Here is a 13,107-nt window from a genome sequence, read left to right as displayed (position 1 = left end):
ATCTGAATGACGGATTCGGAATTCGATCTCAGAATGCTCCCATATAAGGGTTTCCTTCATGAAAAAAATATCAGTATTTTACGTTTTTCTAATCTTCTTATTTATCGTTTCGTTGGGTTTTATCCTTCAAACCGGACGCGGTCTCGAATTGAAAAAGGAAATCTTCCATTCTTCGCAGATCGATTCGGCTAAAAAAACGGAAGAAGCCGCTTCCGCCGCGAAAGCCCCCGTGAGCCGTCCTGACTTTTTGGATGTGGAAGCGGTGGGAAAGATGTTTTCCGGTCATTTGAAACAACCGATCTCCAGACTTCTTCTGCAGTTGATGATAATCATGCTTGCCGCCCGCTTTTTCGGAAAGTTGGCTACGATGGTAGGACAACCTTCCGTGATCGGGGAAATTCTCGCGGGGATTTTACTCGGCCCTTCCCTGCTCGGACTTTTATTTCCGGAAGGATTCCAACTTCTGTTTCCTAAGGAATCTCTTTCCACTCTGCAGATCTTGAGTCAGGTCGGTCTTCTGTTGTTTATGTTCGTGATCGGGATGGAACTCGATCTGAAAATTCTAGTGAACCAAGCCGAGTCCGCCGTCGTTATTTCCCACTCGAGCATCATGTTCCCGTTTCTTTTGGGAGCGGGACTCGCCTACTTCATCTACGTACCGTTAGCTCCACAGGGTGTGGATTTTATCGCTTTCTGTCTTTTTATGGGAATCGGAATGAGCATCACCGCCTTTCCGGTTCTTGCAAGAATCATTATGGAGAAGGGACTGACAAAAACCACGTTAGGCAGCCTTGCTCTGACCGCGGCGGCAGCGGACGACGTGACCGCTTGGTGCGTTCTCGCGATCGTCGTGACGATCGTAAACGCGGGTTCCTTTTCTTCGGGAATTCTGATGATTCTCATGTCCGTCGTTTATATGCTCCTGATGTGGAAGGGAATCCGTCCTCTGATGAAACGCGCCGGAAACCTATACACGACCAAGGAATCGATGACCAAGACGATCAGCGGATTTTTCTTTTTGTTCATCTTCGCCTCGGCTTGGCTCACGGAAGCGATCGGAATTCACGCATTGTTCGGCGCCTTTCTTGCGGGCGTCGTCATGCCGGATAAAAAGGAACTCAGAAACAATCTCGTCGATAAGATCGAGGACTTCAGTCTTACGGTTCTTCTTCCGTTGTTTTTCGCGTTCACCGGACTTAGAACCAAATTCGGTCTTTTATCGAGCGCGGGTCTTTGGCCGGTTTTCTTTTTAATCCTATTCGTCGCCGTCTTAGGAAAGTTAGGCGGAAGCGCGATCGCCGCGCGTATGTCCGGCAAAAACTGGAAGGATTCCCTTTCCGTGGGAGTTCTGATGAACACCCGCGGTTTGATGGAATTGATCGTGCTCAACATCGGTTACGATCTCGGAGTTTTATCCGAGGAAATTTTCTCCATGATGGTTTTGATGGCCCTCGTGACGACGGTTATGACCGGTCCAGGATTAAGACTTGTGGAACGTTTTTTTGCGACCAAAGAATCCATTTCGAAGCCTTCCACAGGCGCGGGAATTCTCATCTCCTTCGCGCAGCACTCCAGAGGATTGGAATTATTAAAAATCGCTTATGGACTTTTTCCGGAAAAGAAAAAGGATCGAGAAGTCACGGCGGTTCATCTGTCTCCGGATTCGAACATATCCGAATCCCACGCGGAAAAATACGAATCGTCCAGTTTCACTCCTTTGAAAGAACTTTCCAAGGACTTGAACATCCATCTGCAAACGATCTATAAAACTTCCACGAACATCACGAAGGACATCCTTCGAATCGTGGAAGAAGGAAATTACAAACTTCTTCTGATCGGCGCGGCGCGCTCTTTCTTTTCGGACGATATTCTCGGCGGAAAGATCCGCACGATCCTGAACGAAACGGATTGCAACGCGGGAATTTTGTTTTCTTCCCAACTCGAAGACGTAAAGAACATCCACGTTCTTTTCGGAGGAGAAAAGGATCTTGAACTTCTTCAGATCGCAAAACGCCTCGCGGGAAATTACAACTCGAAACTTTCGGTCGTGGACTTAAACGGTTCCATCCATCAAGTTCCGTCCCGCGTCAAACAGAACCTCAAACGAGACAAGGTGAAGATTTTGACTCCGGGTTCGAGCGCATCCGATTGGAAACAATTCGATTTGATTCTTTGCGATTTGGATATATGGGAGAATCATCCCGAATTCAGAGTGGACGAACTTCCGAAAGGCGGAGGACTTCTTCTGGTCCGCTCCTTAAACGGCGGATTTTTAGCCGAATCCTAAGAACCGTTCGAAAAATGATTTTACATTCTCCGATTCTCAGCGAGAATCTACGATCTTCCGCGATGCGGATCAGAATTTTCGATGAGCCTTCGAAAAAAAATCACTCTCTATCTTTCCGGCGCCGTATTGTCCGCGTTTCTACTCATAACGATCGGACAGGCGATTCTTACTTATACGGAATTTAAAAAAGACGAACGAAGAATCGTCCTGATCGAATCGATCCGCGTTCAAAGAGAAGTGGAAGTTTCCTTCGGAAGACCGTTCGATCGTCTGCTCGGAATCCGGGACGTCGCACAGATCTCCAAACAAAGCCGCGGAGAAATCTTAGCACTTTTAAAAACGCTCGCTTCCGAAAACGAACTCGTATTCGGAACCTGGACGATCTGGGAACCGAACGCATTCGACGGTTCCGATGCGAGATATAAGAACGCACTCTTTCACGATTCCACGGGAAGACTCAACTACTACGTAAACAAATCGGATTCTCCCCAAAACCTGCGCGTCGATCTGAACGTGGATTACGAATCGGAAAACGATAAGAGCAGCAAGTTCTACTTCGCTCCCAAACGAACCAAGAAGGACGTGGTGATGAGTCCGTATCTCTATTACGCGGGCGATCATAGAATCTGGATCGTTTCCCTCATCACGCCCATTTTGCGAAACGGAGTTTTTGCGGGAGTGTTCGGAGTGGATTATATCCTAAAGGACATCTCCGAAAAGATGAAATCGTTCAAACCGCTGCAAGGAAAGGGTTACGCGAGAATCATCTTTCCGGACGGAACGTTCCTCCCTCCCACGGTCGGAGACGAACCTCCGGTTCCTTCCGAAGAATTTCTGAAAAAGGAAACGGGGGAAACGCATATGCTCGACGAGGAACGTTATTTCAGGGCGATCCTGCCGATGCGTTTTTCCGGTTCGGGAACCCAGCTTCATATCGAAGTGGGTATACCCCATTCCATCTTTTACGAGGAACTCGCTTTCCTCATTCTGAAAAACACGATCCTCGTCTTCGTGTTCTCCTTAATCGCATTAGGAGTTCTTAATTTCGTATTAAAAAAATGGTTTTTAAACGGACTTTCGCAGGCGGAAGCGTTTTCCAAGGAAATCGAAAAGGGAAATCTGAACGCCGCGATTCCGCATACCGAAGACGACGAACTCGGAACCCTCGTTAATTCTTTGGATTCGATGCGGAGAAGTTTAAAGAACGTCCTCGCGGAACTGCAGCTTTCCAACGCGATCATCGGAAAGAACAACGAGAAACTCAGAATGGCCCTCGTAGGCGCAGGGATGGCGACCTGGGAACTCGACTTCAAAAGCGGCATCATCTTCTTTCCGGAGGGAGAAGTTTCCTTTCTATCGGTGAGCGAATCCAGAAAGATGAAGGTGAAGGACTTCTTAAAAAGATTTCACCGCGCGCAGAGAATGGAAATGCTTCGTTACGTTCAAAAATTTTTCTACGGAAGTTCGAACGAAATCGAAATTCTTTTCCCGAACGTTCTTCCGGAAGGGGTTCGCTGGTTCAGGGCAAGAGGCGGCTGGGGCAACGCAAACGAGATTCCCAATCGGGAGAAACTTTCCGGAACCCTTTCGGGAATCGTTTTCGACGTCACCGATTGGAGACAAGCCGAAGATTTACGTAAGGCGAACGGAGAAATTTTAATCCGAACTCGGATCATCGAAATCCAAAAGAAAGAATTGGAGGACGCTCTTCAAGAACTGAAAAACGCGCAGAACAAACTGATCGCCTCGGAAAAATGGGCCAGTCTCGGTCAGCTGGTTACGAGCATCGCGCACGAGATCAACAATCCGTTAGGCGCGATCAAGGCCGGTCTACAGACGATCGAAGCGGTTTCCCAGTCCTTTCAAAACAAGATCTTTCAGGTTTCGGTCACGATTCCCCGTTTGGGCGAAGAGGATAGAAATTCCTTTTTCGAAATCTACGCGATCGCAATGGATTCCAAAGAACCTCCTCTCGGCTTCAAGATGAGGCAACAGGCGAAGTCTTTAGAAAACGCATTGAATTTTTATAATGTTTTGCACGCGGAACGCGTTTCGATCCTTCTTACCGAGCTCGGTTTACAGGACGTTCACGAACGTTGGGCGCCTTTCTTGAATCATCCGGACGTGTTCGAACTATTGAGCTTTATCGACTCCACGCTTTCCTTTTTGAGAAATATCAGCGTTATGCGCCTTTCTGTCGAAAAGACGAGAAAAACCGTCTTTGCCCTCAGTTCTTATTCTTCCCTTTCCGCAAATCGTTCTCCGCGACCGATTCAAATCGGTCGTTCCATTCAAAAAGTATTGGAAACCAATCTGAAACTTTCCTTGCGGGACACGCTCATTCGAATCAAACTCTCCAATCTTCCCACGATCGATTGTGATCCGGAGGAAATCACGCAGGTTTGGACTCATTTGATTCTCAATGCGGTCCAAGCGACGGGGGGTGCAGGAACGGTGGACATTTACGGTTCCGTGATTCCCGATCGAAACCGAGTCCAAATTTTCATCCAAGACGACGGACCCGGAATCCGCAAAGAAATTCAATCCAAGATCTTCGATCCTTTCTTTTCCACAAAGGAACAAGGAGAAGGAATCGGACTCGGCTTGGACATCTGCAAACGCATTCTGGAAAAATACGACGGAAGCATCGAACTGGTTTCCTCTTCGGTCGGCGCTTGTTTTCGAATCGAATTTCCGATCTCGAATTCCTATCTCGTAAATCCTTCCTCGGAAGAATTCAAGTCTTCATCGATCAAAGAGGAAGTTTAAATCGTTTTTCGAGCAACACATACCGAGTAGATTTCACTTTTTGCAAGGCCTCGTCCAGATGTTTCGCTTCGTCGTCCCCGATCTGAAATTCCTTTTTCTGATCCGCATTCCACTGAAACATCCGAACATAAAACTCGTCCGGCTCCACGACCGCTGAAAAAAGAATCTCGTCTCCTTTCTTGAATGCGGAATGCGTTATGCTCTCTTGCAAAACGACCTCTTCTCCGGGGGAAAGCCTCGTATCCTCGAACTCGTGTTCCAGATCGATGTCGGTGACTCTTCCGATCGTCTTTTCAGAAAGAATCCGAAACGGTTTTCCATTCCGAACCCAGGAAAGAGTCAAAAAAATTTTAGGAACGGAATACGTGGGAAACTTATGACCGGCGCCTGTGTTTTTTAAGGACGCGCTCAATCTCCATTCTTCCCCTTCTCGCCGAACGTCGAGGGATGAAGAAACCGCTTTTCTCGTCGTTTCCGGATCGTGAATCCCTTTCCATTCGTGCAAGCGATTCGGCATATGACAATTTTGGCATGTGATTTGTTCTTTCGCGAACCGGCTTTGTTTCCATTCTTGAAACGTTTCCATCATCCGTTTTCCGTTTAATTTTTTTCCGGACTCGGGAGAATCGTGACAAGATACGCAGAACTCGGAACTTTCGAATTCGTTTCGAACCTCGTAACCTCCGTGTGCTGAGTAAGAACGCGGCGGAACGGAATTCCGGGAAGGGGGACCGTAACGAACGTGATTGCGGACGTGGCAAGAAGCGCAAAGAATTCCGTTCTTCTCTTCGCCCGATTTTAAATACGTCTGAATCGGTTCGAGATCGTTCGCAATCCCGAACGCAGATCGATTCCAATAACTCCTTGTTTCGGCTAACGGAGAATGACAGGAAAAGCAAGCTTGCGAAGCTTCCGGCCCGAGTCGTTTCAACTGCCATCGCAAACCGGGACCGGTCGCCTTGGAATGCGGACTAACATTCCATTTTTCGAACTGCTCCTTGTGACAGGTTCCGCAATCCCGCGGACTTAAACTCTTTTCCAACTCGGAAAAGGTGGAAGGCGGTTGTCCTTGTTCTGCGAGAGGCCTCTTCCAGTGGGATTCCAAAAAATTCTCCCTGCAAGCGAGTCCTCCCGCAAAAATAAGCAGGAATTCGAATATTCTAATTCCTTTATATATAAATAAAGGAGCCAGGCTTATCCGCCGCAAGCGTTTCCGCCTCCTCCACCGCCCCCACCTCCGGAGCCGCCGCCTCCGCTCGAACCGCCACCGCCGCCCACAGTGATCAGGTAGGTTTTATCTTCGTCGATCAGATTGTTCGCGCTTCTCGCAAAGGATTGAGCGGTCGTAAAGTTGTATTTCGCGACGTTCGCATCGGGATTCGCGGTTAAACTATCGGTGACCGCTGCGGTATTCGTTCTCCAAGGAGAAACCGCGGAAAGATTGGACCACTTTTGATCGTCGCTGATCGCACGCGAATCCGTCGCCAAAGATCCCCATTCGATCCAAGAGCCGTCGTAGTAACGAGTGGGAACTCCTAAAATGGAAATCGAAGCGAATCCTGTAACCGTGGATCGAACGTTGGTTCTGCAGTATGTGATTACGGTTTGTCCGCTTTGATAACCCGCATTCGAAAAGATCGTGCGAATCTCGGCCTTCGTTCTAAACTGAACGCTGACCGCCGTATCTACGAGAAGGTTTGCAAACGGAATGCTGACCGCACCTTTGATATGTCCTTCGATCGGAGTCACGCAAGGGGGAGTCGCACACGTTTTACCGGCAGGTCCCGCGGTGCTGGAAGCGACTCCGTTGTATTCGGCGGCCGATCTCGCATCGAGCAGAAAGACTCCTTTGCTCGGAATCGGAGTCACCTTTTGAAACATGGTGTTCCCCGACTTTACGATATGCAGAACGTCCGCAACCGTTGCCTGTAAAATCGTATTGTCCGTCCACAGAGTTTGAACGCTCTTTCCACCGCCCGCAACCGGAGAAAGAAACAAAGTCGTAAAGAAATTTCCCTGCGACGCGTGATACGAAACGGCTCCGTTTAAAATCGCCAGACTCTTCGCGGGAGCGCCCCAATAACGCAAAGCATACCAACCTCTCAACGCCTGTTGAAGATTGGAAACGGTCGGAGTGTCCGCGGCAAAAACGACAAGATCGGTTTGCAGATCGATTCCGTATTTTTTTACGAAAGAATCGATCACGCTCCCTTGAGGAACCATCGTTTCCGTATCGATGACTCCGTTGTTCCTCGTCTGACCGAACGAAACGTCCGCGTCTAACACCAAATAGACGTTCACGCCGCTTCCGGCCTTGGGAAAAATATATTGTCCGGAACCGGTTCCTCCGGTCTGCACCTGAAAGATATGGAGTTTTCCGTATACTCCCGCAGGTTTGCGGTTCGGCCAATCCTGGATCCAGCGATTGATCGTTGAATACGTAATCAAACCGAAATCATTTTGGTTATAATCCTCCGCGGACGGACTCGCGAGTTCCTCGGCGGTGTTTACCTTCAAAAAAATCGGTACGTGCAGCTTGAACGCAGCCGGAATAAAGTCGTAGTTCGAGCTTTTTCCGCCGCAGCCCCACAACACCGGAAGAATTAAGAAAGTGTAATACATAGTTTTTAAATGTTTCATCCGAATTCTCCTATAGGTTGAACGGGAAGTTTACGATAAACCCGATCGTCTGCAGCTTCGCGGTGTTGTATCCCGCGTAGGTTTGCGAAAAGTAAAGGTTGTAAAAGTTCCCGTACGAATCCGTATATCCGAGGGAAGCTTCGGCGTTATGATAATCCTCCCTTCTTCCCCAAGCGGGCCGTTCGTTCTGAACCCAAAGATCGTAGAGATTCACGCCCGGAATCGTATCCGGAACGGTTAGGTTGAAGTAGTTGTAAGGAGGGGCCTGCCTCGGATCGGCAAACGCATATCCGCCTTGTCCTTTTTGTCCTCTCGCTCCGATCGTAAAAAAGAAACTTTCAAAAAATCGCAAATACAGTCCGCTATAATACAGAACGTCGTCCGGCACGGGATGCTCGCGTCTGCGATAGCTGAGTTCTCCCAAAGCGCCGAGACCGTGAAAGTCGAAGTCCTTTGCGAGATACAAATTGACTTCTCCACCGCTGGCTCCGTCGCCGAGCGATTGAGGGTTTCGATCGTAATCGCCCTTTTTGATCGCACCCGCGCGTACCGAAATCGTGGGAATCCACCATTTGTCGTGGTCGAATACGTCCAGGAGTTTATAACGAATTCCGATTCTCGTATCCAGATATCCGTATTTATCCGGACTTTCGGGAATCTGCATCAAACCGCCGTATCGATCGACGAGTTTCGCCCTACCCAATTTTCCGAAACCGGTTCCGAAATCGACCGTTAGGCGATCCGTGATTCCGTATTCCAAAACGATGTTCCCCGTGTTGATCCGAATATCGTCGTCGTAGTTCGCCTTGGCGTTCGCGAGAAAAGCGGAGTCGTATCGGGAGTGGATAAAAACGGTGCGGACCCAAAGCTGCCTCTCGTAAGGAGACCAAGCCTGTTGCGCGCCGACCGCGGTGGAAGCCGCCAAAAACGCGGCTCCGAAAATTAGTTTATAATTCATTCAAAATACCTAATATTCAAAAAATGGATATTCTCAAAGGAGATCATTCCTTCTTTTCCTCGAGTTTTACGTTGTATCGGACGCTGACGAAGTATTCGAGCGCGTCCAACTGCTCGTTGGTGAGCTTTCCCGCAAAGTCCTCGAGGTTGATTCTTTGTTTTTCGCTGTTAGGCAGTGAACCCTGCAGATATTCCAAACGAATCTTCTGAGGTTGAATTTTGGCGGGATCGGCGGCCGTCGCGATTTCGATTTCCTTGTTGTAAACCGATTTACCGAGATGATATTTTTCCCGGTCTTTTCCTTTGGGAATCTGAGCGACTCCTCCTCCGCCGAATCCTCCCGAGGCATAGGAAGGAAAAATAAAAAAACCGATCAGGCTTATGATAAAAATTGCAAGTAGTCTTTGTCTCACTTTCGTTTCTCCGATTTTTTATGATTCAAACGCGTTCGACGGAGTCCGATTGAACGCCGTCGAACGCGCATTTCGCTTAACAAGTTTATTGGATCTTGTAATTCCAGTCGTCGATCAGAGTCTGACGCGAGGTCGTCGCGTTCGGATTGATGACTGTTTTGTAATTCGCCGCGTTCGTGGTGTTGAACGTAGGTCCGCCGCCGCTTCCTCCCGTGCTTACGGTAAGATCGACCGTATCGGTCGCAAACGGAGAACCGGCCGGAAGGGTTCGTTTCGTCGGATCGGGATGGTTCGCCGAAAGTCCGTTCCACTCTATAAAGGAATTCTCATAGAACACGCTCGGTCTTCCTAAGATCACGAACGTGGACAGACCGGTAACCATCGATCTTGCGTTCGTGCGGCAATAGTGAAGATAGGTTTGGCCTTGTTGATAGCCGGAAACGGAACCGTTCTCCGCGTGTCCCCAGCCGGAAGGATTGGACCAAAGTGCGGCGATCGCTGCCTTGGATTTGAATCGTCCCGTCGTTTGATCGACGACCTGAAGCCAAGGAGCGAAGAACGCGCCTTTGAGGTGACCTTCGGTAAGAGCTTTCTTACCGCTCTCGATTTCGTTCGCGCCCGTTCCATCCGTCGTTCCCACGAACTCTCTTTCCGTCGAAGTAGTGTTGTGTCTTGCGTCCGCGATAAACACGGAAGAGGTAAGGCCGCTTACTCCGTGAGAATTCGGATTGCGAACGATCTTGATGATGTTCTCGACCGGTTGAACCAGAACGGAGTTGTCGACGGTGCGGAAAGATTTAACCGAGAAGGTTCCGTCGTTCGGAGGAGAACTTTCCGTTCCGACCGCGGTCAACTCGGCTGCAGAGAATTGCGTATCGATCGGACCGTCTAAGACCGCGACGTGTTTCGCATCCGCACCCCAGTATCGAAGCCAATACAACCCTCTTCCCAGAGTTTGATACGTGGAACCTTTCGGACTTGCAGTCGTACCCGCTCCTGTATCTTTACCAGATGCGAAGACGACCAAGTCTTTGGAAAGGTCGATGCGGTAGAGTTTTAAGAAAGCGTCCGTTCTCGCTCCATCGGGAAGTCCCGTTTGAACGTTTTCGAATAAACCGTTGTTGCGTCTTTGTCTGAAGTTGATGTCGGTTCCGCCTCCGTTCGGCCAGTCGTAGACATAGACTCCCGATGTCGGTTTAATAAATTCCTGACCTACGGTGGCTCCTTGTGTGGATTGGAGAATGATCAAATTCCCCGTGATAGCGGCGGGCTTTTGGTTCGCCCAATCGCTTCTCCAGCGTTTGATCGTAGTTGCGGTAACTAAACCGTATTCGTTGTTATCGTAATTGTCGTTCGATTCAACGGCAAGTTCGGCGGCCGAGTTTACCTTCACTGAAGTTGCGGCGATTCCCGCGAGCGCGAGAAGAATAGTATCGTTATTCTTCTTTTCGTTGGGCTTACAGGAGGATCCGAGAAACCCCGCTAAAGCCAGCACAATTCCGAATATACCAAGTATGCGATTCATGGTTGATTTCCTTACGTTAGTTTCTTCCTGCGGGGTTTCTTTTCCCAAAGGAAGTTAAACCAACCATTGAAAGCAAAGGTTTGAATCTCAATATATTTCTGTTTTAACGGATTTAATTTTTACTATAATAGATGAATCGATTACCCTATTATCCAATATCTTTATCAATGAGCGACTAACGCAGATCGAAAACATAGGAGAAATCTAAATGGAAGAAAAAAGTATGAAATGATAAAAAGATATAAAAAGCCCCGACGGAGAATTTTCTCAGCCGGGGCAGAAGGAATGGAGATTTTCCATTAAAGATTTGCTGTGGAACTGATCCAATAGACGACCGCTTGGGTTAAAGAAGGATTCGAAATTTCCTGAAGATCTTGCGCGAGAAAAACGGCGCTGTCACCCGGTGAAAGCAGATTCTTCTTACCCGCAAAAACAAGATCGACCTCTCCTTCGATTAAAGTCACCGTTTGCACCTTTTGTTTTTGGAACCAAGTCGGAAGCGGGAAGCTTCCCTGAGCCAAACGGATTTCCAACACTTCCAGATGATTTTCCGAGTCCTTATGTAGAACGCGTGCAATCAGCTTATCCTTGTATAATGCGAGGGTTTTGGATTCTTCTTTTCTGAGAATTTTCGGACCGTGCAAGGAAACGTCGGGTAAAAACTCAGCCACCTGAGTACGAAGCGCCTTGGACAATTTCCAAAGAATCGCGATGCTCGGGGTGGTTTTCCCGGTCTCGATCAGCCCAAGCATCCCTCGGCTGACCTGCGCGATCTGGGCGACCTTCTCCATAGAAAGTCCTAATTCCAATCTGCGTTTTCGAATTTTCTCACCCAGAAAACTGGTCAAAAAATCATCCGAGTTTTTTCCGGTTGAATGAGAACCGTTCTGATTTTCTAAACTGCGAGCCATGATCGTATGCAAAAGAGCCTCCTTCCCGACTCTAAAAAAAACCCGGGAATCCCGGGGTAGAATAGGGTCTTTTTCAGAGAAAGTTAGAGTTAGGACGGATGTGTTTCACATCCGTCGATTAGAAAATTCCTCTAAGATATTAGAATGTCAACGCATATTTCACTATAGCATAACACATTGTTATATATATTGAATTTATTGAAAAGTATTCTGCTCTTTCTGTAAGATATTTTGGACAATGAGGGCTAAAAAGACGAGCGAATACTCGATACCGCGAACAACCAGCGGATTTTCGTAGAGCTGCAGTCCCCATTCCTCCGCAGCCAAGGTTCTACCGGAGATCGTCGCCAAACAAACCGCAAAACAGAAAACGATTCCGGGAAGAATCGGATGACGCACCCAGAAAAAGAGAGGCCAAAGTAAATACCAAACGTTTACAACGGGTGAAAGCAGAAAAAACCAGAGAAAGGTTTTTGAAACGGCCGAGGCATCCCCTTTTACAAACGATAATACATGAAAAATTCCTAATATACCCCAGGAAACAAGGCAAACGACCCCGGCCGCAATTCCGGGATTCCAATTCGAAAAGCCGAAACCCCATTTGATCAAAGAATACAAAGAAGAATTGAATTCCCAGCTTTCCAAAAATATGAGAAGACCGTCTCCCCCTACTCCTCCCTGAACTCGAAAAAATAGATAAGGAATTAGGAAAGCGGAGATCAAACCGGCTATATAACGCGGCCGATTTGATTTCAAAAAAAAGAACGGGACCAAAATCCATCCGAACGTTTTGATTCCGCAAGCAAGTCCTAAAAAAATCCCCGAAGACAAAGATCCATTCCGAGACAAACAGATCGCCGATCCGGTTAAGAACAACAACCCTAGAAAGTCCGGATGAGCCTGCACATACGTTTCGATCACGAGCAGAGGACACCAAAACAGAATGGTAAATTCTCTTTTTGTAATATTCTTGGAAAGCCAAACCCAAAAAGGAAGTTCGATCGCAAGATATATCAGCTTTAATCCCCAGAGCGAACCGGGAAAACAAAATGCGGCCGCCAAAAATACGAACTCGAGCACGGGTCCATAGATCGTGGGAACGTCCGGATGATTGATTCGACTCAAAATCTCCGTCGTCCAGGACGGTAATCCTTCCGCCCTAAAAAACGAAGCAGGCGTTTTCCCATACGGAGTTCCCGTTTGCAAGGTTTGATAACCGTCCCAAAGAAAACGCGCCCAGTCGTCCTCCCAGAGCGGAACGGCAAAAATACACGTTATGCGAAACAGAATCCCCCAGATCCAACTATTCGCATTGGATGTTTTCCTTTCGGTTCTTTTTGAGAAAAAGGGGAAAAACGCGATTCCCATAAGAATCCAATACGTTCCGAGAAAGAAAACCAATCCGATCTTACTCGGAGTTTGTGCGGAAACATAAAACAAAGCCCCGTAGAGAACCAGGGAAAACAAACCGCAGAAAGGAGCGCGGTCTTCGGAAAAAAGAAATTTCAGCATCGGCAATTTCCGGCTTCGATTTCGAAATTCTTATCCGATTCAAGGAACGAAAGAATCCTTTCGGAGGATCGAAACGGACGAATGCCGCAAAAT

Annotated in this window: 9 protein-coding genes; 2 read left to right on the top strand and 7 right to left on the bottom strand. The window is 48.0% G+C overall.

The annotated features are described in order from the left end of the window. The first annotated feature begins 58 nt into the window (after positions 1–58). Both DLM76_RS12625 and DLM76_RS12620 read left to right on the top strand, forming a co-directional pair. On the top strand, positions 59–2,287 hold the full coding sequence (locus tag DLM76_RS12625) for a cation:proton antiporter (protein ID WP_118965419.1): 2,229 nt from the start codon (positions 59–61) through the stop codon (positions 2,285–2,287). An 81-nt stretch (positions 2,288–2,368) separates the two neighbouring features. Then, complete coding sequence (locus DLM76_RS12620) at positions 2,369–5,056, top strand: ATP-binding protein (RefSeq protein ID WP_118965418.1); 2,688 nt, start codon at positions 2,369–2,371, stop codon at positions 5,054–5,056. On the opposite strand, the gene DLM76_RS12615 is transcribed toward DLM76_RS12620, so the two are convergent. The 7 genes from DLM76_RS12615 to DLM76_RS12585 form a co-directional block, all read right to left on the bottom strand. Next, positions 5,040–6,161 (bottom strand): multiheme c-type cytochrome, encoded by a 1,122-nt coding sequence (locus DLM76_RS12615; RefSeq protein ID WP_158586389.1) that lies wholly within the window; start codon positions 6,159–6,161, stop codon positions 5,040–5,042. The two genes, DLM76_RS12620 and DLM76_RS12615, sit on opposite strands and share 17 nt — an antisense overlap. An 89-nt stretch (positions 6,162–6,250) precedes the next feature. After that, on the bottom strand, positions 6,251–7,696 hold the full coding sequence (locus DLM76_RS12610) for a sulfurtransferase (protein WP_118965416.1): 1,446 nt from the start codon (positions 7,694–7,696) through the stop codon (positions 6,251–6,253). A gap of 10 nt (positions 7,697–7,706) precedes the next feature. Further along, complete coding sequence (locus tag DLM76_RS12605; RefSeq protein WP_118965415.1) at positions 7,707–8,654, bottom strand: hypothetical protein; 948 nt, start codon at positions 8,652–8,654, stop codon at positions 7,707–7,709. Positions 8,655–8,697: 43 nt separating this feature from the next. After that, positions 8,698–9,066 (bottom strand): hypothetical protein, encoded by a 369-nt coding sequence (locus tag DLM76_RS12600; RefSeq protein WP_429946418.1) that lies wholly within the window; start codon positions 9,064–9,066, stop codon positions 8,698–8,700. Between the two features lie 85 nt (positions 9,067–9,151). Continuing rightward, complete coding sequence (locus DLM76_RS12595) at positions 9,152–10,591, bottom strand: rhodanese (protein WP_147455797.1); 1,440 nt, start codon at positions 10,589–10,591, stop codon at positions 9,152–9,154. Between the two features lie 299 nt (positions 10,592–10,890). Further along, positions 10,891–11,439, bottom strand: coding sequence for a helix-turn-helix domain-containing protein (locus DLM76_RS12590; protein ID WP_241548242.1), 549 nt, complete (start codon positions 11,437–11,439; stop codon positions 10,891–10,893). 258 nt (positions 11,440–11,697) lie between these two features. After that, positions 11,698–13,014 carry a hypothetical protein gene (locus DLM76_RS12585; RefSeq protein WP_118965412.1) on the bottom strand — a complete coding sequence of 439 codons (1,317 nt, stop codon included), beginning with the start codon at positions 13,012–13,014 and terminating at the stop codon, positions 11,698–11,700. Between the last annotated feature and the right edge of the window lie 93 nt (positions 13,015–13,107).

The sequence above is a fragment of the Leptospira yasudae genome, from assembly GCF_003545925.1.
GTDB lineage: Bacteria > Spirochaetota > Leptospiria > Leptospirales > Leptospiraceae > Leptospira > Leptospira yasudae.
This window is presented reverse-complemented; position numbering and strand designations above follow the sequence as displayed.